The 19,518-nt window shown below is 63.8% G+C and carries 20 protein-coding genes; 8 read left to right on the top strand and 12 right to left on the bottom strand.

Annotated features, from left to right (window positions below):
- Positions 1-142 precede the first annotated feature (142 nt).
- Positions 143-1,051: a sulfate adenylyltransferase subunit CysD gene (cysD, locus tag K3163_RS10745; RefSeq protein ID WP_247710081.1), complete on the top strand. Its 909-nt coding sequence runs from the start codon at positions 143-145 to the stop codon at positions 1,049-1,051.
- Positions 1,051-2,973 carry a sulfate adenylyltransferase subunit CysN gene (cysN, locus tag K3163_RS10740; protein WP_221554209.1) on the top strand — a complete coding sequence of 641 codons (1,923 nt, stop codon included), beginning with the start codon at positions 1,051-1,053 and terminating at the stop codon, positions 2,971-2,973. Before cysD ends, cysN begins: the two co-directional genes overlap by 1 nt.
- Positions 2,974-3,038: 65 nt before the next feature.
- Here the strand turns inward: cysN and K3163_RS10735 are convergent, their stop codons facing one another.
- Positions 3,039-3,818 (bottom strand): WecB/TagA/CpsF family glycosyltransferase, encoded by a 780-nt coding sequence (locus K3163_RS10735; RefSeq protein WP_221554208.1) that lies wholly within the window; start codon positions 3,816-3,818, stop codon positions 3,039-3,041.
- Positions 3,819-3,926: 108 nt separating this feature from the next.
- Positions 3,927-5,195 carry an acetyl-CoA C-acetyltransferase gene (locus K3163_RS10730; RefSeq protein WP_221554207.1) on the bottom strand — a complete coding sequence of 423 codons (1,269 nt, stop codon included), beginning with the start codon at positions 5,193-5,195 and terminating at the stop codon, positions 3,927-3,929.
- Positions 5,196-5,308: 113 nt separating this feature from the next.
- Here K3163_RS10730 and K3163_RS10725 point away from each other — a divergent pair, with 113 nt between their 5' ends.
- The 6 genes from K3163_RS10725 (at position 5,309) to K3163_RS10700 (ending at position 12,694) form a co-directional block, all read left to right on the top strand.
- A complete protein-coding gene (locus tag K3163_RS10725; protein WP_221427911.1) occupies positions 5,309-6,070 on the top strand; it encodes a crotonase/enoyl-CoA hydratase family protein in 762 nt (253 codons plus the stop codon).
- A 1-nt stretch (position 6,071) separates the two neighbouring features.
- The gene (locus K3163_RS10720; RefSeq protein WP_221427912.1) at positions 6,072-7,235 is read left to right on the top strand and encodes an acyl-CoA dehydrogenase family protein; all 1,164 of its coding nucleotides are present in this window, start codon (positions 6,072-6,074) and stop codon (positions 7,233-7,235) included.
- A 125-nt stretch (positions 7,236-7,360) separates the two neighbouring features.
- Complete coding sequence (locus K3163_RS10715; protein WP_221554206.1) at positions 7,361-8,644, top strand: O-antigen ligase family protein; 1,284 nt, start codon at positions 7,361-7,363, stop codon at positions 8,642-8,644.
- A gap of 2 nt (positions 8,645-8,646) precedes the next feature.
- Complete coding sequence (locus tag K3163_RS10710; RefSeq protein WP_221554205.1) at positions 8,647-9,360, top strand: polysaccharide biosynthesis/export family protein; 714 nt, start codon at positions 8,647-8,649, stop codon at positions 9,358-9,360.
- A complete protein-coding gene (locus K3163_RS10705) occupies positions 9,360-11,561 on the top strand; it encodes a GumC family protein (protein ID WP_221554204.1) in 2,202 nt (733 codons plus the stop codon). Before K3163_RS10710 ends, K3163_RS10705 begins: the two co-directional genes overlap by 1 nt.
- Positions 11,558-12,694 carry a tetratricopeptide repeat protein gene (locus tag K3163_RS10700; RefSeq protein WP_221554203.1) on the top strand — a complete coding sequence of 379 codons (1,137 nt, stop codon included), beginning with the start codon at positions 11,558-11,560 and terminating at the stop codon, positions 12,692-12,694. The genes K3163_RS10705 and K3163_RS10700 overlap by 4 nt, the downstream gene beginning before the upstream one ends.
- On the opposite strand, the gene K3163_RS10695 is transcribed toward K3163_RS10700, so the two are convergent.
- From K3163_RS10695 to K3163_RS10655, 10 genes are all read right to left on the bottom strand, one after another.
- Positions 12,691-13,770 (bottom strand): glycosyltransferase, encoded by a 1,080-nt coding sequence (locus tag K3163_RS10695; RefSeq protein WP_221554202.1) that lies wholly within the window; start codon positions 13,768-13,770, stop codon positions 12,691-12,693. The genes K3163_RS10700 and K3163_RS10695 overlap by 4 nt on opposite strands.
- A 50-nt stretch (positions 13,771-13,820) precedes the next feature.
- The gene (locus K3163_RS10690) at positions 13,821-14,831 is read right to left on the bottom strand and encodes a fumarylacetoacetate hydrolase family protein (RefSeq protein WP_221427918.1); all 1,011 of its coding nucleotides are present in this window, start codon (positions 14,829-14,831) and stop codon (positions 13,821-13,823) included.
- 12 nt (positions 14,832-14,843) lie between these two features.
- Positions 14,844-15,485 (bottom strand): maleylacetoacetate isomerase, encoded by a 642-nt coding sequence (maiA, locus tag K3163_RS10685; protein ID WP_221554581.1) that lies wholly within the window; start codon positions 15,483-15,485, stop codon positions 14,844-14,846.
- Positions 15,485-16,660: an acyl-CoA dehydrogenase gene (locus K3163_RS10680; protein WP_221554580.1), complete on the bottom strand. Its 1,176-nt coding sequence runs from the start codon at positions 16,658-16,660 to the stop codon at positions 15,485-15,487. Before K3163_RS10680 ends, maiA begins: the two co-directional genes overlap by 1 nt.
- 82 nt (positions 16,661-16,742) lie before the next feature.
- Positions 16,743-17,180 (bottom strand): lasso peptide biosynthesis B2 protein, encoded by a 438-nt coding sequence (locus K3163_RS10675; protein ID WP_221427919.1) that lies wholly within the window; start codon positions 17,178-17,180, stop codon positions 16,743-16,745.
- Positions 17,181-17,217: 37 nt separating this feature from the next.
- Complete coding sequence (locus K3163_RS13730; protein WP_486659978.1) at positions 17,218-17,523, bottom strand: four-helix bundle copper-binding protein; 306 nt, start codon at positions 17,521-17,523, stop codon at positions 17,218-17,220.
- 149 nt (positions 17,524-17,672) lie between these two features.
- Positions 17,673-18,035, bottom strand: a complete 363-nt coding sequence (locus K3163_RS10665) for a response regulator (RefSeq protein WP_221554201.1) — start codon at positions 18,033-18,035, stop codon at positions 17,673-17,675.
- A 65-nt stretch (positions 18,036-18,100) separates the two neighbouring features.
- Entirely contained in the window at positions 18,101-18,568 is a 468-nt protein-coding gene (locus K3163_RS10660; protein ID WP_221427922.1) for a hypothetical protein, read from the bottom strand.
- A complete protein-coding gene (locus K3163_RS13650) occupies positions 18,565-18,687 on the bottom strand; it encodes a hypothetical protein (protein WP_280638285.1) in 123 nt (40 codons plus the stop codon). The genes K3163_RS10660 and K3163_RS13650 overlap by 4 nt, the downstream gene beginning before the upstream one ends.
- A 13-nt stretch (positions 18,688-18,700) precedes the next feature.
- Positions 18,701-19,438: an OmpA family protein gene (locus K3163_RS10655; protein WP_221554200.1), complete on the bottom strand. Its 738-nt coding sequence runs from the start codon at positions 19,436-19,438 to the stop codon at positions 18,701-18,703.
- Positions 19,439-19,518: the final 80 nt, after the last annotated feature.

The raw sequence follows: 19,518 nt of genomic DNA, 5'->3' as shown, positions 1-19,518 counted from the left end.
AATTACCCCGTCTGCGCCATTGTGCTGCGTTCAAACTTCTCCTATCCGAGCGGCGATCTTTCGCTGCTTGCTGGCCAGTGCCGGACAACCCAGATTGCGGCTGTCCCCCAGCAAGCCACACCAGACCCGTAAAGAGACCATAATGTCCCTCACACATTTGCAGCGGCTCGAGGCCGAAAGCATCCACATCATGCGTGAAGTGGTGTCCGAGGCAGAAAAGCCCGTAATGCTCTATTCGATCGGCAAGGACAGCGCGGTGATGCTGCACCTCGCCAAGAAGGCCTTCTACCCTTCGCCGCCGCCATTCCCGCTGCTGCACGTCGACACGACGTGGAAATTCAAGGACATGTACGCGCTGCGTGAAAAGAGCGCTGCCGATGCGGGCATGGAACTGCTCGTTTACCAGAACCCCGAAGCGCAGGAGATGGGGATCAACCCCTTCGACCACGGTCCGCTCCACACCGACATGTGGAAGACGCAGGGGCTGAAGCAGGCGCTCGACAAGTACGGCTTCGATGCAGCCTTCGGCGGCGCGCGGCGCGACGAGGAAAAGAGCCGCGCGAAGGAGCGCATCTTCTCGTTCCGCACCGCGAGCCACGGCTGGGACCCGAAGAGCCAGCGCCCGGAGCTTTGGAACCTCTACAACGCCCGCAAGAAGAAGGGTGAGAGCATCCGCGTCTTCCCTTTGTCGAACTGGACCGAGCTCGACATCTGGCAGTACATCCATCTCGAGAACATCGAGATCGTCCCGCTCTACTATTCCGCCAAACGCCCGACCTTCGAATATGAAGGCGGCCTGTTCATGGCCGACGATATCGAGCGGCTCGAAAAGGTGATGGGCAAGCGCCCCGAAATCACCGAACGCTCGATCCGCTTCCGCACGCTCGGCTGCTTTCCGCTGACCGGAGCTGTTGAAAGCGAAGCGGCGACGCTGCCGGAGATCATCCAGGAAATGCTGCTGACCACCACGTCCGAGAGGCAGGGCCGCGTGATCGACAAGGATTCGGGTGACGCATCGATGGAGAAGAAGAAGCAGGAGGGCTATTTCTGATGAGCGAGCATCCTGTCTACGAAACCGAGGCGCTGATCGCCGAGGACATCGACGCCTATCTCGAGAAGCACCAGCACAAGACCATGCTGCGCTTCATCACCTGCGGCAGCGTGGATGATGGCAAGTCGACCCTGATCGGCCGCCTGCTCTACGATTCCAAGATGATCTTCGAGGACCAGCTTGCCGCGCTCGAAAACGACAGCAAGAAAGTCGGGACGCAGGGCCAGGAAATCGATTTCGCGCTGCTGGTCGACGGCCTCGCCGCAGAGCGCGAGCAGGGCATCACCATCGATGTCGCCTATCGCTTCTTCTCGACCGAGAACCGCAAGTTCATCGTCGCCGACTGCCCGGGACACGAGCAGTACACGCGCAACATGGTCACCGGCGCCTCGACCGCCGATCTCGCCTGCATCCTGATCGATGCGCGAAAGGGCGTGCTGGTCCAGACCAAGCGCCACAGCTATCTGTGCCACCAGCTCGGCATCAAGAACCTCGTGCTCGCCGTGAACAAGATGGACCTGATCGACTACGACCAGGAAAAGTATGACGCGATTATCGCCGATTACGAACATTTCGCCGAGAGCATCGGCATCGAGAAGTTCACCGCCATCCCGATCTCGGGCCTTGCGGGCGACAACATCACGTCGAAGTCCGGGAATACCCCCTGGTATTCGGGCCCGACGCTGATGGAGCACCTCGAAGCGGTCGAAGTGCGCTCGGATGAGAACCTTACCCACCCGTTCCGCATGCCGGTGCAGTGGGTCAATCGCCCGAACCTCGACTTCCGCGGATTCTCGGGTCTGATTGCCACCGGTTCGGTCAAGCCGGGTGACACGGTCCGTTCGCTGCCTTCGGGCAAGACGAGCACGGTCAAATCGGTCGTCACGATGGATGGCGAGCTGGAAGAGGGCGTTGCCGGCCAGTCGGTGACCATTACTCTCGATGACGAGATCGACTGTTCGCGTGGCGACGTGCTGGCGGCGGCCGACAGTCCGCCCGAAGTCGCCGACCAGTTCGAAAGCACCATCGTCTGGATGGACGAGGACCCGCTCGTTGTCGGGCGCGCCTACTGGATGAAGATCGGCACCCAGATGGTCAGCGTGACCGTCGCCGAGCCGAAATACGAGGTCGACGTCAACGATCCGTCGGGTGACGGGTCGCACCTCGCGGCCAAGACGCTTCACCTCAACCAGATCGGTGTCGCCGAAATCACGACCGACAGGCGGATCGTGTTCGATCCATATACCGAGAACCGCGCGCTCGGCGGCTTCATCCTGATCGACAAGATCAGCAACCACACGGTTGGTGCCGGCATGCTGCACTTCAGCCTGCGCCGCGCGCAGAACGTGCACTGGCAGGCCGTCGACATCACGCGTGACGATCACGCAGCGATGAAGAACCAGAAGCCGCGCGTGCTGTGGTTCACCGGCCTGTCGGGCTCGGGTAAGTCGACCATTGCCAACGAGGTCGAGAAGAAGCTGGCGATGATGAACCGCCACACCTTCCTGCTCGACGGCGACAATGTCCGTCACGGTCTCAACAAGGACCTCGGCTTTACCGAGAGCGACCGGATCGAGAATATCCGCCGTATCGGCGAAGTCGCCAAGCTGATGACCGACGCGGGTCTCATCGTGCTGACCGCTTTCATCTCTCCTTTCCGCGCAGACCGCCAGCTGGTCCGCGACATGATGGGCGAGGGCGAGTTCATCGAGATCCACGTCGACACCCCGCTCGAAGTGGCCGAAGCACGTGATGTGAAGGGCCTCTACAAGAAGGCGCGCGCAGGCGAGCTGAAGAACTTCACCGGCATCGACAGCCCCTATGAGGAGCCCGAGGAGCCGGAAATCCGCGTGAACACGGTTGCGATGAGCCCCGAGGAAGCCGCGGACTACATCATCAAGCAGATCCTGCCGCTGAAATAGGCGGCAGGCTTCTCGCTCGAATTGATGGCTTTGGGCCCATCCCGTGAGGGGTGGGCCTCTTGCTATCAGCCTTGGGCGATGTTCTTCGGAGCGATGTTCGCCGTGCGCACGGCCTTGCCGATTGCGGGAAGGCGCGACAGCAGCAGCGGGTTGCCGATCACGTAGCGCCGGAAAAGCCGCCTCGGCTCCTTGTAGAGGCGATAGGCCCATTCGAGGTGGTTGCGCCGGAAGAATTCGGGCGCGCGGGCGAAACGCTCTGCGATCCAGTCGAGGATCGCGCCGCCACACACGATAAGAACCGGCCAGTCGGCTGCCTGCTTGATCGCCAGCGCGATCTTCTCCTGCTTGGGCATACCCATAGCGAGCACGACGATATCGGGGCGGGTCTCCAGCACCTTCGAGACATAAAACTCTGTCTCTTCGAAACCGTGGTGCGTCAGCACGACCTCGTGCCCCTGATCGGCGATCTTGCGTGCTGCGTCGTCGAGCCATGGCGATTGCGTTCCGAGGAGGGCGACCGATCCACGGCAATGGTCGAGCAGCATGGGAATGAAATCGGTGCCGTTGAGATTGGCGCCGCTCTTCCAGCCGAGGCGCTGACAACAGATGTCCACGCCGATCCCGTCACGCAGCAGGAAATCGAGCCCGGCAAAGCTCGCCGCGATCCCGGCATCGCTCCACGAGAGGTTCACGCCATGCGCGTTGAGGAAGCCGAGCGTGGTCGGGCCTTCGATCCGCGCGAGCGCCGGGAGCAGGTGCGTCTGCACCTCGCCTGCATCGACGATGGTCATGTTGCCAAGGACGCGTGCGGCATGTTCCGCTTTCGACGAGCTGGCCGAATTCATCGCGATCTGTCTTCCCCAGGGCGAGATCTAACGGGCGCATGTCGCACCACGGACAAGCACGCTCCCAAACACGGAAGCGATTGTTTCGCAAGGGGCTAGCGGAGAAACCTAGTCGACGAAATCGTCGACACGCTCGATCACGATGGCAGGGGCCATGCCGCCCGCGGCGCACATGGTGACGAGGCCGTAGCGCTTGTCCTGGCGCTCCAATTCGTCGACCATCGTGCCGATCAGGATCGAACCGGTCGCGCCGATCGGGTGGCCGAGAGCGATCGAGCCGCCGTTCACGTTGACCTTGTCCCAGTCGAGATCGAGGTCGCGCACGAACTTTGCGGCGACCACTGCGAACGCCTCGTTGATCTCGTAAAGGTCGATGTCGTCCTTGGTCAGACCCGCCTTTTCGAGCACCTTCTTTGCCGCGGGGACCGGCGCGTTGAGCATCAGCGTGGGATCGTCGCCCATGTTCGCCGTCGCCACGATGCGTGCGCGCGGCTTGAGACCGTGCTTCTGCGCATAGTCCTTGCTAGTCACGAGGACTGCGGCAGCGCCATCGACCACGCCCGAGCTGTTGCCCGCATGGTGGAAGTGCTTGATCTCCAGATCGGGATATTTCGCATTCACCAGTCCGGCGAAGGTGGTTCCGTTCTTGTCGAGCGGGACATTGGCGATCTTGGTGAAAGCCGGTTCGAGCTGGGCAAGGCCTTCCATCGTGGTCTGCGGACGGGGGAATTCCTCGTGGTCGAGCACCACATTGCCGTCATCGTCGACGACGGGCACGACCGACTTGTCGAAGCGCCCTTCCTCGATCGCCTGGGCCGCGCGCTGCTGGCTGCGGTAACCGACCTCGTCCAATTCCTCGCGGGTGAAGCCCTCCATCGTGGCGATGGCATCGCCGCAAACACCCTGGTGGCTTTGCGGATGGCTTGCCTGCAGGCGCTCGTTGTAGCTGCCCATCATCGGCGGCCTGATCCCGGCCTGCATCTTGTCCTTCGACATCTGCGCGGTGAGGCTCATCATTTCGGTGCCGCCTGCCACCACGCAATCTTCCATGCCGCTCATGACCTGCGCTGCAGCCAGAGCAACCGAGGTGATGCCGCCGCCGCAGAAGCGGTCCAGCGTCGTGCCCGAAGAGGTGATGTCGTAGCCAGCGTCGAGCGCGGCCATGCGGCCCATGTCGCCCGCCTGCATGCCGTCCTGCGTGCTGACCGACCAGATCACGTCGTCCACGGTCGAGGTGTCGAGGTTGTTGCGGTCCTTGATCGCCTTGAGACAGGTGGCGGCCAGATGCTGGGGGTGCATTGCCGCAAGCGCGCCCTTGCCCTGCTTGCCGATCCCGCGCGGAGTGCGGACGGCATCGATGATATAGGCTTCGGACATGGCGTGTTCCTCTCTCGTTTGAACGAATCTTGCGGCTTTTGCCGGTTGACGTTTGCGTAAACCTCCCGCAGCAAGGGCGCAAGAACAGTTTCAAATCGCAATGGAGAGAGAGCATGTCTGATGACGTCCTGACCGAAGTCGACGACGGTGTGCTGATCGTCACGATCAACCGTCCCGAAGCCAAGAACGCCATGAACAAGGCCGCAGCCGAAGGAATTGCGGCCGCGATGGACCGGCTCGACGAGGACGACGACCTTCGCGTCGGCATCCTGACCGGCGCGGGCGGTACGTTCTGCTCGGGCATGGACCTGAAGGGTTTTCTCCGCGGCGAATCGCCCAGCATCGAGGGCCGCGGTTTCGGCGGCGTGGTGCAGGCTCCGCCGAAGAAGCCGCTGATCGCTGCCGTCGAAGGCTATGCACTCGCCGGCGGTCTCGAACTGATGATCGCATGCGATCTCGTCGTCGCGCACAAGGATGCCAAGTTCGGCATTCCCGAAGCCAAGCGCGGTCTCGTGGCAGCTGCCGGCGGCGTGATGATGCTGCCTGACCAGATCCCCGAGCGAGTCGCGATGGAACTGGCGCTGACCGGCGATTTCATCGGTGCCGATCGTGCCTATGAGCTCGGCCTGATCAACCGTGTGACCGACGGATCGGCGCTGGAAGGTGCGAAGGCACTGGCTGCCAGTATTGCCGCAAACGGCCCGCTTGCCGTTCGCGTGTCGAAACAGGTCATGAAGGAATCGCGCGGCTGGGCAATGGACGAGCGCTACGACAAGCAAGCGCAGCTCATCGGACCGGTGTTCGTCTCCGAAGATGCTCGAGAAGGTGCCGCGGCCTTCGCCGAAAAGCGCAAGCCGAACTGGAAGGGGAAGTAAGATGGCCGTTATCGACGTACCCCAGCCCGAGTTCATGGACGACGAGGAGATTTCGATCTTCGCGGATGCCGTGGGCAAGTTCTACCAGCAGCATGCGCCCGAGAAGCGCGTCCTCAAATGGCGCGAAGAAGGCCAGGTCGAGCGCGATTTCTGGCGTGAGGCAGGTGAGGCAGGCCTGCTCGGCACCTCCGTTCCCGAGGAATACGGCGGCCATGGCGGCGATTTCCGCCACGAGATGGTCGTCATAGACCAGCAGGCCAAGCACGGTGTCGAAGGCTTCGCTGCCAGCCTGCACAATACGGTGATCCTTCCGTACCTGGTGCGTCACGGCACCGAGGAGCAGAAGAAGAAGTACCTGCCCAAGCTCGTCACCGGCGAACTGGTCAGTGCCATCGCGATGACCGAGCCGGGTGTCGGCTCCGACCTCCAGAGCATCACCACCACGGCGCTGAAGGACGGCAATGGCTACCGCATCAACGGGGCCAAGACGTATATCTCGAATGGTCAGACGGCCGATTTCATCATCGTCGTCGCCAAGACCGACCCGAACGAGCGCGCGAAGGGCATCTCGCTCATGCTGCTCGAGACGGAAGGAGCGGAAGGGTTCCAGCGCGGCAAGAAGCTCGACAAGATTGGCATGGACGCGGCGGACACGTCCGAGCTCTTCTTCGACGACGTTTTCGTGCCGAGCGACGCGGTCCTCGGCGGTGAGGAAGGCAAGGGCTTCTACCAGCTTATGGGCGAGCTGCCGCAGGAACGCCTGATCATCGCCATGGGCGCGATGACGGGGATCGAGAAGGCGCTCGAGACGACGATGGAATACGTCAAAAGTCGCAAGGCATTCGGGCAGACGATCTGGGATTTCCAGAACACGCAATTCGTGATGGCCGATCTCAAGGCGCGGGCCACCGCGGCGCGGGTGTTCGTCAATGATTGTATCGCCAAGCACCTCAAGCGCGAACTGAGCGTCGATACCGCCTGCATGGCGAAATACTGGGTCACCGAGCTCCAGGGCGAAGTGGTCGACAAGTGCCTCCAGTTCCACGGCGGTGCCGGTTACATCAACGACTACCCGATCGCGCGCATGTACCGCGACAGCCGCATCACGCGGATCTTCGGTGGCTCGAATGAAGTCATGAAGATGGTGATTGCGCGCAACATGTAGTTTGCGCAGGGCTCTCCGGCGCCTAGGCTCCGGTTCCTTCGAGAGGGAGCAGGGCGCTGGAGAAGTTCGATCACAGGACACCGTCGCGCCACGGGTGGATTTGTGCGGCCTTCGTAGCCTGCGCGATGGTCCTCGGTGGTGGTGGTTCGCCAACACCCAAGGCTGAAATCATCGTCCAGCTGGGCTTTGTCGCGGCGGTGGTCGCATGGATCTGGTGGGCCGGGCGCAGTGCCATCGTACCGCGCCCACTTCTCTTCTTTGGCGCTGCCCTTGTCGCCTTGCCTCTCATCCAGCTGCTACCGCTGCCACCGGTGATCTGGCAGGCACTACCCGGAAGGGAACTCCCGCTCGCCAATCTCGCGCTTGTCGGGGCCGAGGACAGCTGGCGCCCGCTTTCGATCAGCCCTGCACTGACATTGGCCGGATTGCTCGCGCTGATCCCGGCGGTTGGGACGATGTGGGCCGTCTCGACGCTGGGCCACCGTGATCGGCGTTTCCTCTTGTTGACGATTGGCCTCATTGCGCTCGCAGGAGCAGGGCTCGGCGCCTTGCAGCTCGCTGGCGGGCCGGAAGCCTTCCGCCTCTACGAGAAAAGCCATCGCGGCTGGCTCACTGCCTTCCACGCAAATCGCAACGCGGCGGTCGATGTCCTCCTGATCGGGTCGCTCGCCTTTGCCGCTTGGTACGCGGGCGATCGCAAACGCGCGCAGGACAGGCGCCGCGCACCGCTCGTCCTTGCCGCCCTGGTGGTACTGCTGTTCGCAATCCTGCTGACAGGATCGCGCGCAGGGATCGCGTTGCTGCTGGTGGCCATCGGATTCGGCTGGCTGATCCTGTTCAGGACCGAGGTGGGTACGCGAACAAAGCAATTGCTCTATGGATTTACGGCAATCGCGATGGGCCTTCTCGCCATCCCGTTCCTGCTCGGCTCGAATCCGCAGCTTGCCCGTGTGGCAGAGCGTTTCGATGCGACGGGCGATGCGCGCTTCCCCTTGTGGCAGGATACGGTGACCGCGATCCAGAGCTTCGGCTGGGCGGGTAGCGGCATCGGGACCTTCACCGAGGCCTTCCTGCCCCATGAAAGCATGGAATATCTGGGGCCCGCATCGCCCAACCGTGCTCACAACGACTATCTGGAGTTTCTGCTCGAAGCGGGAATGCTTGCCCCGCTGCTCATTGTGCTCGGTGCAGTGGTTCTCTTCCTGATGGCGCAGCGCGCATGGAAGCTGTCACCCCATGACAACGTCCTCCAGCTCTTTGCAATGGGCGGGCTTGCCATCGTTGCGCTGCACTCGATCGTCGACTATCCGCTTAGAAATATGGCGATTGCGTGCCTCGCTGCGGCGATGGCGGGCTTGCTAACTCCGTCTGCGGGCGGGTCGAAGGGTCGCAAGGGACGGGACGGCTAAATATGATCCGCAGCCTCAACATGGCGGATATGGCGAAATTTGCGGCGCTTTGCGCGGTGACTCTGCTTGCTTCGTGCCAGCGGCCGATGGACCCTGTCGTTCCGGCAGGGCAGGCCGGCTATGACGCCGTCGCGATCGATCCTTCGCAGATCCAGCCGCAGAGCTATGACCTCGCGCCCGGCGACAAGATCGCGGTGCGCGTCTACGGCGAGCCCGAGCTCTCGGTTGACGAGCTGGTCATCGACAATGCCGGTTTCGTGAACCTGCCGCTGATCGGCGAAATCCGGGCAAGCGGCCAGAGCGCTGGCGAACTCGCGCAGGGTATCGAGGCAGCCTACGCCGCCGATTTCGTCCGCGATCCGCGCGTAAACGTCGTGGTGCTGCAAGGCCGCGTTCGCACCATCGCCGTCGAGGGCGAAGTCGAGCAACCGGGCGTGTTCCCCTATGCCGAGGGCCAGACGCTGCTCTCGGCGCTGGCGCTCGCACGCAGCCCCACGGACGTCGCCAAGCTCGACGAGGTCATCATTTTCCGCACGGTCGAAGGACAGCGGCTGGCAGGCCGCTTCGACCTTCAGGACATCCGCGGTGGCCGGTCGCCGGATGTCGCCCTCGTGCCGGGCGACGTCGTGGTCGTCGGCTATTCGACCGTCCGCGGGGCCTATCTCGACGTCGTGAAGGCATTGCCCGTGGTCGGCTTCTTCAGGCCGATCAACTGATGGACCAGATCACGACATCGGCCCACGACGGCACCTATCCGGCGGAATATCCCGCGCCGGGAGAGAACGCGGTCAGCGCTACCCTGCGCCAGGTGTTCTCGGCGGTAAGGCGCTATTTCTGGATGGCGGCAGCAATCCTCGGCATCTGCGTCGCCCTCGCTGTCGTTGCGACCATGCTCGACACGCCGCAGTATTCCGCGGCCTCGACGGTCCAGATCAACGACCAGAGCGACGAGGTTCTGGGAGGCGATTTCGAGACGCAGATCGCGCCGCCGTCCGACTGGGATACCGAACGCTTCCTCAACACGCAGCTCGATGTCCTGCGCAGTCGCGCGCTGGCCGAGCGGGTTGTCGACGCGCTCGACCTCGCCAGCCAGGAACGTTTCTTCGCCGCGATGGAGGTCCCCGCAACCTCGCTCACGGGTACCGAGGCGCAGACCCGCAAATGGGCGATCGACCTGCTGCAGGGTAATCTCGATATCGAGCTGCGGCGCTCGACACGCATCGCGCTGATCACCTTTACCAGCACCGATCCCGATCTTTCCGCGCGCATCGCGAACACCTTTGCCGAGGAGTTCATCCAGCAGAACCTCCAGCGCCGGTTCGACAGCTCTTCCTATGCGCGCAATTTCGTGGCCGAACAGCTCGACGAGGCACGACGCGATCTCGAGCAGACCGAGGCCGCGCTCAACGAATATGCGCGCGGTGTCGGCCTGATCCGCACGCGCGACGCGGTGGCTCCCAGCGGGCCCGATCTTGCGACCGGCTCGGTCACGGCCTCCAGCCTGTTGCAATACAACCAGGCTGCCATTCGTGCGCGCGAGAACAGGATTGCCGCGGAATCGCGTTGGGACGCGGTGCGAAATTCCGCGATCCTGTCGTCGCAGCCGGTTTTGTCGCATCCCACTGTCCAGTCGCTGATGACGCGCCGGGCGGAGCTGGAAAGCGAGCTGCAGGGCGCGCGCGATCGCTATCTTCCCAACCATCCTGCCATTGCCCGGCTTGAAGGCGACATTGCCGGCATCAACGCCCAGCTCGAGCGGACCGCGCGCGACGTGAGGCAGTCGATCCAGGCCGAGTACCAGGCCGCCGCCGTGGCCGAGCAGAGGCTGCAGAACCAGGTCCAGGAGGCGCGCGGGGCCACGCTTGCAGAACAGGACCAGTCGGTCCGCTACAATGTGCTTGCGCGCGAAGCGGACACGGCGCGTTCGATCTATGACGGATTGCTGCAGCGCTACCGTGAGCTCAACGCTTCGGCCGGCATCGCGTCGAGCAATGTGACCATCATCGACCGCGCCGAAGTGCCGAGCGCGCAGTCTTCGCCCAGCCTGACGCGCAACCTCGCACTCGGCATCCTGATCGGACTGGCGCTGGCAGGCCTTGCCATCTTCCTGCGCGACCAGCTCGACGACGTGATCCACACGCCGGAGGACGTGGAGGACAAGCTGCGCCTTTCGCTGCTCGGTGTCGTCCCTCGTGCAGAGGACGGTGCGCCGATCGAAGCCCTCGGCAATCCGAAATCCGCGCTTTCCGAAGCCTACAACTCGATGCGCGGTGCGCTGCTTTATTCGACACCGCGCGGGCTGCCCAAGATCATTGTCGTGACCAGTGCCCAATCCTCCGAGGGCAAGAGTACGACCAGTTTCGCGCTAGCTTCGGGCTTCGCGCGGATCGGGGTGGCACCGCTGCTGATCGATGCCGACCTGCGGCGTCCCGCGCTGCACCGCATACTCGGTGCCTCCAAGGACCGCGGTCTCACCAGCCTGCTCGTCTCGCAGGACGATCCGGCGAGCGCGACGGTCCCCGTCGACATGGGTGACGCGACATTTGACCTGATCCCTGCAGGCCCGGTGCCGCCGTCACCGTCCGAACTGCTCGCATCGCCGCGCATGGCGCAATTGCTCGAGCATTTCGCCGACAAGTACGGCGTGGTGATTGTCGACAGCCCGCCGGTCCTCGGACTTGCCGATGCGCCGATGCTGTCTGCGATTGCCGATGGTACGGTCTTCGTCATCGAGGCCGACCGCGGCCGTAGCGGGGCGCTCAAGGCGGCGCTCAGGCGCCTTCGCGCGATGGAGCCCAACATCCTCGGCGCAGTCTTGGCTAAGTTCGATCCCTCGCGCGCGGACAACCGCTATTCGGCCTATTACGGTTACGACTACTACGCCTATGCCGAGGACGGCGGGCGAAAGGACGCATGATCACGGGGCGTTTCCGCTGGCTCGCGACGCTGCTGGCGGGCCTGTTCGGTATCCTCGCGATCTTTTCCGGTCTCGACCGCTACAGCGAACACCAGCCTAGCGCCATCCGGCTCGTGCCGGAGGTTTTCCGCGTGGACGCTCTGCGCGTCGAGGCCGCGCGTTCACTGGCATCAGGGGATGCAGAAAAGGCAGAAGCGCTGGCAACAAGGGCGATCCTTGCCGGACCCCACGACGCGCGCGGGCCCGCATTTCTGGGGGCGGCAAAGCTTCTTTCTGGCGAGAAATCTTCGGCGAGCGAGGCATTTGCGGTCGCCCGCAACATGGGGCTGCGTGAACCGCTGGTGCAGGCCCACTTCTTCGATGCCGCCCTGGCCGAGGGCAACTACGCCGAGGCGGCACGCCAGCTCGATATCCTGCTGCGAGCGCATCCCCGGCTGGCTCGGATCGACTATTTCTTCACCTCGCTCGAGGCGAGCGGGGAGGGCAGGGCCCAGCTGGCCGCAAGGCTCGCGGATGACCCGCTCTGGTCGGGCTCATACCTCGGCGATTTCCGTGCCAGCGACGAGGTGCTGCGATCGCGGGCGCGCTTCCTCGCCGGTGCGGGCGAGGGCCTCGATCTATCATGCAAGAGCGTCGAGCCGCTCGTTCGCGAGCTGACCCAACGCAACTACATGCGCGAGGCGCGCGATATCTCTCGGACCTATTGTGCCAGGCGCAACCAGGGCGGTCTGCTTGCCGATCCGCAGTTCGAGGAGCTTGGCAACGGAAATACGTTCGGCTGGAGAAGGCATGGCAGCGGCGATGTCCGCATCTCTTCGGTCGGCGAGAGCGACAAGTCGGTCGAAATCGAGAACCGGGCGGGCGTGACGCGTCTCGTCCTGTCGCAACCGATCGTGCTGGAGGCGGGCGAGTACCGCGTCTTCGGCAGCGTGGCCGGTGCGAATGCGGACCGTGTGCTGATCTCAGTGACCTGTTCGGTCCCCGGCAGACCGAGCGGCGGAGGCGGCGCGCTGGGTCGTGGCCAGCTCGTCAGCGCGCCCGATTGCCCCGACCAGGTTCTAGGCATCTGGCTGAGGCCGGGGAACGGTGCGCTGCGTCTAGACGACATGCGCATGGAGCGCGTGGGCGACTAGCTTTCGAGCAAGGCGCTGTAGAGCGCTTCCCATTTAGCCGAGACCGAATGCGCGCCGAAGGGTCCTGATGCCAGCTCGAGAGCCGCGCGCGACATGTCCTTCCATTCCGCGTCGGTGGCGCGAAAGCCACTGACCAGCGCCTCGCGTATGGAATCGCTGTCTGTGCCGCAGCGGATCGCCGCGCCTTGCGCAAACCCTTCGGGCAAATGGCAGTGCTCTGTCATGATCGTGGGAACGCCCGCGGCCCAGGCTTCGAGTATCGCCATCGGCAGGCCCTCGCTGTGTGAGGGCAGGACGAGGAACCGCGCGAGGTCCAGCAGGGCGGCCTTTTGCGAGCCGAAAGCCGTTCCTACGAACTCGATCCCCGCCTCGCGGTGCTCGCGCATGGTTCGCTCGAGCATGTCGACACCCGCGTCATCGCCCCATCCGGCAATCGTGAGCGTAGCGCCCTCGGGCAGGTCCGGTCGGGCGGCGAGCCAGGCCCCGATCAGCGCAGCGAGGTTCTTCTTCTCGTGGATCCTGCCGATGTAGAGGGCATTCGGACCCCGGGTGGCCTCGTCAGGCGCTGCTACGGCCGGGGCAGGGTTGGGAATGGTCGCGATCCGCGCTCCGCGGGTTTCGCGGGCAATGTCATCAGCTTCGGCGTCGGTGAGTGCATGGAACGCGGCGGCCGAACGCCAGGCATGGCGTTCCCACAAGGCGCGGGCGATATGCTTCTTCCACGCATTGCGCGAGGTGATCCATGGATCGAGCATGCCATGCGGACTGATGACGAACGGCTTACCAGTCGCCCTGGCCCAGTCGCCCGCCGCGTGGGTCGGGTATTGCCAGATGCCATGGAGATGCAGGAGATCGAGCCGCGCCGCATCGATCGTTTGGGGCAGGTCGGGCGAAAAGCCGAATGCCTGCGGTCCGGACTGGTCGACCAGATGCGTCTCGAATTCGGCAAGACGCCAAAGGTCGTCGGAGGTCGATTCCTCGCGCAGGCCAAGGACGACAGGCTCCGCTCCGAGCCGGCCGAGCATTTTCGCCTGAGCGACGACCGCCTCGAACACGCCCCCGTTGCGGCGCGACACCCACGAGGACAGCAGGCCGATCCGCCTGCCGGCAAGTGGGCGTTCGCTACTCAGGCCTCGACGACCTTCTGTTCGATCGCACCGAAGATCGAGTGGCCCTCGGCGTCCTTCATTTCGACGCGAACGGTGTCGCCGGGCTTCATGAAACCGGTCTTGGGCTCGCCGTCGGCGATGGTCTCGATCATGCGGATTTCGGCGATGCAGCTGTAGCCGAGACCACCTTCGGAAACGGGCTTGCCCGCGCCGCCGTTCTCGTCCTGGTTCGAGACAGTGCCCGAACCGATGATCGTGCCGGCCGAAAGGTTACGCGTCTTGGCTGCATGCGCGACGAGGTCGGCAAGGCTGAAGGTCGCATCGACACCCGCATTGGCGCGGCCGAATGCTTCGCCGTTGTAGTCGACCATCAGCGGCAGGTGAATGACGCTGCCCTTCCACGCATCGCCCAGCTCGTCGGGCGTGACCGCGACGGGGCTGAATGCGCTGGCAGGCTTGGACTGGAAGAAGCCGAAGCCCTTGGCGAGTTCGCCCGGGATAAGACCGCGAAGGCTCACATCGTTGACCAGCATCACCAGCTTGATGTGACCGGCTGCGTCCTCGCTCGACACGCCCATCGGCACGTCGTCGGTGATCACCGCGATCTCGCCTTCCATATCGCAGCCCCACTTGATGTCCTTCAGGGGTATGTCGTCGCGCGGTGCGAGGAAGTTGTCGCTGCCGCCCTGGTACATGAGCGGATCGTGGTAGAAGCTCTCGGGCACTTCGGCACCGCGCGCCTTACGCACCAGTTCGACGTGGTTGATATAGGCCGATCCGTCCGCCCACTGGTATGCGCGCGGCAGCGGCGAATGTGCTTCGCGCTCGTGGAAGCGCTCGCAGGGCACTGCCTGGTGTTCAACGTCCGTGTAGAGCGCTTCGAGTCGGGGTGCGACCTCGTCCCAATTGTCGAGCGCGTACTGCAGGGTCGGCGCGATATTGTCGGCGGCGCAGTAGCGGGTGAGGTCCTTGGAGACGACCACCAGCTTGCCGTCGCGGGTTCCGTCCTTGAGCGTGGCGAGTTTCATGGGTGTCCTCTCTTATGTGTTTTCAGGATTGTCGGGTTGCGCGTCCGGATGGGCGCGCTGGAATTCGGGAAGCGCGAGGCAGGCCGCCTCGATCCGCTCGATATGCGGCTTGTCGCTGAAGTCGAACTCGAACCGGCGGGCGTTGTAGACCTGCGGGAGCAGGCAGACTTCGAAGAAGCCGGGGCTATCGAACAGGAAGTCGCCGGTGCCCAGCTGGGCAAGGCGAGCCTCCAGCGGTTCGAGCGTGCGGGCGAGCCAGTGGCGATACCACACGCCGATCTCTTCCTGCGACTTGCCGTATTCGTTGGCGAGGTATTTCAACACCGGCAGGTTGAGCGGGGCGTGCAGCTCGGTCGCGATGGCATAGGCCAGCTCGCGCGCCACATAGCGGTCCTCGATATCGGTCGGCAGTAGCGGACGATCCGGATAGGCTTCGTCCAGCCACTCGATCTGCGCCATCGACTGCACGCGGTCCTTGCCGTCCGCTTCGAGCAGCGGGACCGAACCGAAGGGGTTGCGGCTGGTGAACGCCTCGCCCTTCTGTTCGCTCTTCAGCAGGTTCACGGGGACATACTCGTAGTCGAGCCCCTTCAGCTCCAGCGCGATGCGCAGGCGGTAGGAGGTCGAGCTGCGATAATATCCGTGAAGCCTGATCAAAACGCGGCGATCCCCGTGATGGCGCGGCCGAGGATCAGCGCATGAACGTCGTGCGTGCCCTCGTAGGTGTTGACCGTCTCGAGGTTCACCATGTGACGGATCACCTGGTACTCTTCCGAAATGCCGTTGCCGCCATGCATGTCGCGGGCCTTGCGCGCGATATCGAGCGCCTTGCCGACATTGTTGCGCTTCACGATGCTGATCATGTCGGGCGAAAACTTGCCTTCGTCCATCAGGCGGCCGACGCGCAGCGAACCCTGCAGGCCGAGCGCGATCTCGCTCATCATGTCGGCAAGCTTGAGCTGGTAGAGCTGTTTCGAGGCTAGCGGTACACCGAACTGCTGGCGGTCGAGGCCGTACTGGCGCGCTGCGTGGAGGCAGAACTCCGCCGCTCCAAGCGCACCCCAACTGATGCCGTAGCGCGCGCGGTTGAGGCAGCCGAACGGGCCCTTGAGGCCCTGGACTTCGGGAAGCAGCGCGTCTTCGCCCACTTCGACCTCGTCCATGACGATCATGCCGGTGGTACTGGCGCGCAGCGAGATCTTGCCTTCGATCTTGGGAGCCGAGAGACCCTTCATGCCCTTTTCGAGCACGAAACCGCGAATGCCGCCGCCATGCGCCTCGCTCTTCGCCCAGACGACGAAGACATCGGCGAAGGGAGAGTTCGAGATCCAGGTCTTCGAACCGGAGATGACATAGCCGCCGTCGACCTTCTTCGCGGTAGTCTTCATGCCGGCGGGGTCCGAACCTGCATCGGGTTCGGTCAGGCCGAAGCAGCCGATCAGCTGGCCGCTGGCGAGGCCGGGGAGATACTTCTTGCGCTGTTCTTCCGAACCGTAGGCATGGATCGGATACATCACGAGGCTCGACTGGACCGAGGCCATCGAGCGATAGCCGCTGTCCACACGCTCGATCTCGCGCGCGATCAGGCCGTAGGCGACATAGCTGGCACCTGCGCCGCCGTACTCTTCCGGAACGGTCGCACCGAGGAGGCCGGCTTCGCCCATCAGGGGGAACAGCTCGGGAGCATCCTTCTCGGTCGAGAAAGCCTCGATCACACGCGGCTGCAATTCGCCTTGCGCAAAACCATGCGCGGCATCGCGGATCATCCGCTCTTCCTCGGTCAGCTGATCGTCGAGGTTGAAGGGATCGTTCCAGTCGAACGGCACCATGCCAGCCATGTGGTCTCCTTTGTAACTTGTCAGGCCGATGGCAGAGGCAGCGGGCCTGCGCAAGGCCAGAAGTCACCCTCTTTCAGGCTGTCTCCGGCTCGCCCGGCACGAGCAGCGTATATTGCGCTTCGTCGCACAGGCCGGTCACCCATTCGTCGCCCACCTTGAGCCATGCGTGGAAGCGTGCCTTGCCGGTCTCGTCGCGCTGCGTCCCGAGGAACAGGCTGGAGGCAATTCCGCGGCGTTCGAGCATCCAGCGGCCCGCCAATGCCTGCGGGAGGCAGTTCGGGGCTCCGGGCACATTGTTGAGGGCCCGCATGATTGCCAGGCGGACGCGGCGGACGGTTTCGAGATCGCCCGACTTCTCGCTCGATCGGGCAACCGCCCCGAAGCGCGAGCGCCACCGGCGCGGCGGAACCTTGCCGATCAGGAGCTTCGCGTAGAGCACGAGCACCATCGCCTCGAGCGAGGCGAACTTGTCGGCGCTATCGAGCGCGAAGAAGGTGCGCAGCTTGGACATCAGCCGGCAATCATACCACGCATCGCCGGTCTTGGCTTCAATTCACGTGCGCGAGCGCTTTCTTGCAGTCATCGGCACATTCGCGGCACATTTTCGCACACAGTGCGCAATGCGGATTGTCGTGGCCTTCGCATTCGGCGGCGCAAGTCTCGCAGGCCTTGATGCAGGCTTCGAGCTGGGCGCGAAGAACGTCGATATTCTGGGCGGTTCGGCGCACGGCGAGCCTTGCCGTCGCGGCGCAGACATCGGCGCAATCGAGGCAGTTTCGGATGCATTGCGCCATGTCCATTTCCTCTGCGACGCAGGCATCGGCGCAGCTGGTGCAGAAAAGCGAGCAGAGCATCGCGTGGCGCGCTGCGAGGACGAGTTCTTCGGTCTTGTCCTGAACCTGCGGGTGGTTCTGGACCATTTGCTGGAGCGACATGCGTTTTCCTTTCCTTGATCGTTCAATCAAGGAATGGGGCAGGAGGAAGGTCGTTCCTGATCAGTCGTTTAGTGGTGCTGTGCAGCCCTATTGACGGTTTCCAGAACCTCTGCCGGGGGGCAGGGCTTGGACAGGGCCTGTGCCTGCGGAAAGCGGCTGGCCACTTCCTGCGGCGTGATCTGGCCGGAATGGAAAATAACCGGGACGTCTTCGGCCATCATCTGTTCGGCCAGCGGGTAGACGATGCCGTCACCCAGCTGCACGTCGAGAATGGCCACGTCAGGCTTCATCTTCTGGTAGGCGAGCATGGCGCTCGACAGGTCGTCGAAGGGGCCTTCGACCAGGTAGCCGGCTTCGGCCACGGTATCGCACAGATCGTATCCCACGATCAGCTCGTCTTCTGCGACAAGTACTCTAAGCTGCTGTCCCATCCAGCCTCTCCTCGCTCGATCGACCCAACATACTCAATGGACCGCAGCGAAGAAGGTTCCGGAGGTCAGGCTCCGGCGCCGTACTTGTCGGAAAACTCGGCCGATTTACCCTCTGCGAGGAGCTTCGCCTGACCGACCCAGTCGTCGCGGCGAATGCGACCCTGGAAGCGGCCGAGCTCGGCGTCGATGCGGTCGATCTCGGCGTCATCCCAGGAGGCAATCTGCGCGAAGCTGGTGACACCCTGGCCGTTGAGCATGGCGACGAGCTTGGGGCCAACGCCCTTGATCCGCGAAAGGTCGTCACCGCCGCTGGCGGCAGCGGGCGTGGCAGGTTCGTCGCGTTGTGCGGCAGGTGCACTCTCGACCAGCGCGGCGTTGCGCTGGGCGCGTTCCGCGCCCTCGTCGAGCACGTCCTTGCTCGCGCCGGTCACGCGCGTGCGGCGATTGGTGCGGAACAGGAACCACGCAACGACCAGCCCGATGACCAGTGCGATCGCCAGCAGGATCCAGTTCTCGGCGAGCAGTTCGCTCATGTTTCGTCACCTTCCTTCTTGTTTGCGACAGGGGCACGGCCCCACAGCGCCCAGCCGATGGTGAGGCCAATTCCATAGGCCACCAGCATCAGGGCAATTGTTTCGAACCATATCGGCATCAGCGCGGCCTTCTTACCTTGGACCCGGCGTGTCGACCGGAGTGGGTTGCAAAGGCTTCATCTGGATCACGCGGAACTCGATGCGCCGGTTGGCGGGATCTTCTGCTGTGAGGCCGGGGATCGGCTCGCTCGAGCCGACACCGCGGGCACGCAGGCCCTCGCGCGGAATACCGCGGCGCACCAGCGCCTCGCGAACGGCGCGGGCGCGATCCATGCTGAGCGCGATATTGTCGGGTTCGCTGCCCGATCGGTCGGTATGGCCGGTAATGGCGATGATCGCGCCGAGACACGGGCGAAGAGCGGTCGCGACCTCGTTCACAAGCAACCGGCTGGCAGGAACCAGCGCTGCGCTCGCTTCCTCGAACCGGATCGTGCGGACACGCAGCAGCCCATCGACGTCTTCCTGGCAGTGGAGCGGCTCGAATTGCCGCTCGCCACTCTCCGCATTCACCGTGCCGTCGATCCAGCTGATCCCGCCGACACCTGCAACACCGGCGACAGTTTGCGCAGCCTTCAGGCGGGCATCCTCGTCGAGATCCTCGCCGCCCGAAAGGACCGGGTGGCGCGAAGGGTGACCGAAGCGGTTGGCGAAACGCGCCTCGATCGTGGGCAGATCTGCCTCTGCCAGCGCCTGCTCGCTCTGCAGCGCCAGCCTTTCGGCCATTTGTTCGGCACTGCCGGACGTGCTGGCGACCAGACCGATCGCGATGACCGACAGGGCCCCGAGGGGGATGAGAAAGCGCTGGAACATCACAGGGGGCTCTTAGCCGCGCCGCGCGCCGCATGCCAAGCGCCCAGTTCGACCCTTCTGGCGCACTTCACTCGTTCGGA

The organism is Qipengyuania xiapuensis, assembly GCF_019711395.1.
Taxonomy (GTDB): domain Bacteria; phylum Pseudomonadota; class Alphaproteobacteria; order Sphingomonadales; family Sphingomonadaceae; genus Qipengyuania; species Qipengyuania xiapuensis.
The sequence above is the reverse complement of the archived record's forward strand: the minus strand, read 5'-3'. Positions and strand labels throughout refer to the sequence as shown.

Excerpts from the sequence above, each read along its gene's own strand:
- cysD (WP_247710081.1), top strand. The coding sequence starts at position 143 with ATGTCCCTCACACATTTGCAGCGGCTCGAGGCCGAAAGCATCCACATC.
- cysN (WP_221554209.1), top strand. The coding sequence starts at position 1,051 with ATGAGCGAGCATCCTGTCTACGAAACCGAGGCGCTGATCGCCGAGGAC.
- K3163_RS10735 (WP_221554208.1), bottom strand. The coding sequence starts at position 3,818 with ATGAATTCGGCCAGCTCGTCGAAAGCGGAACATGCCGCACGCGTCCTT.
- K3163_RS10730 (WP_221554207.1), bottom strand. The coding sequence starts at position 5,195 with ATGTCCGAAGCCTATATCATCGATGCCGTCCGCACTCCGCGCGGGATC.
- K3163_RS10725 (WP_221427911.1), top strand. The coding sequence starts at position 5,309 with ATGTCTGATGACGTCCTGACCGAAGTCGACGACGGTGTGCTGATCGTC.
- K3163_RS10720 (WP_221427912.1), top strand. The coding sequence starts at position 6,072 with ATGGCCGTTATCGACGTACCCCAGCCCGAGTTCATGGACGACGAGGAG.
- K3163_RS10715 (WP_221554206.1), top strand. The coding sequence starts at position 7,361 with ATGGTCCTCGGTGGTGGTGGTTCGCCAACACCCAAGGCTGAAATCATC.
- K3163_RS10710 (WP_221554205.1), top strand. The coding sequence starts at position 8,647 with ATGATCCGCAGCCTCAACATGGCGGATATGGCGAAATTTGCGGCGCTT.
- K3163_RS10705 (WP_221554204.1), top strand. The coding sequence starts at position 9,360 with ATGGACCAGATCACGACATCGGCCCACGACGGCACCTATCCGGCGGAA.
- K3163_RS10700 (WP_221554203.1), top strand. The coding sequence starts at position 11,558 with ATGATCACGGGGCGTTTCCGCTGGCTCGCGACGCTGCTGGCGGGCCTG.
- K3163_RS10690 (WP_221427918.1), bottom strand. The coding sequence starts at position 14,831 with ATGAAACTCGCCACGCTCAAGGACGGAACCCGCGACGGCAAGCTGGTG.
- K3163_RS10680 (WP_221554580.1), bottom strand. The coding sequence starts at position 16,660 with ATGGTGCCGTTCGACTGGAACGATCCCTTCAACCTCGACGATCAGCTG.
- K3163_RS10675 (WP_221427919.1), bottom strand. The coding sequence starts at position 17,180 with ATGTCCAAGCTGCGCACCTTCTTCGCGCTCGATAGCGCCGACAAGTTC.
- K3163_RS13730 (WP_486659978.1), bottom strand. The coding sequence starts at position 17,523 with ATGCTCTGCTCGCTTTTCTGCACCAGCTGCGCCGATGCCTGCGTCGCA.
- K3163_RS10665 (WP_221554201.1), bottom strand. The coding sequence starts at position 18,035 with ATGGGACAGCAGCTTAGAGTACTTGTCGCAGAAGACGAGCTGATCGTG.
- K3163_RS10660 (WP_221427922.1), bottom strand. The coding sequence starts at position 18,568 with ATGAGCGAACTGCTCGCCGAGAACTGGATCCTGCTGGCGATCGCACTG.
- K3163_RS13650 (WP_280638285.1), bottom strand. The coding sequence starts at position 18,687 with ATGCCGATATGGTTCGAAACAATTGCCCTGATGCTGGTGGCCTATGGA.
- K3163_RS10655 (WP_221554200.1), bottom strand. The coding sequence starts at position 19,438 with ATGTTCCAGCGCTTTCTCATCCCCCTCGGGGCCCTGTCGGTCATCGCG.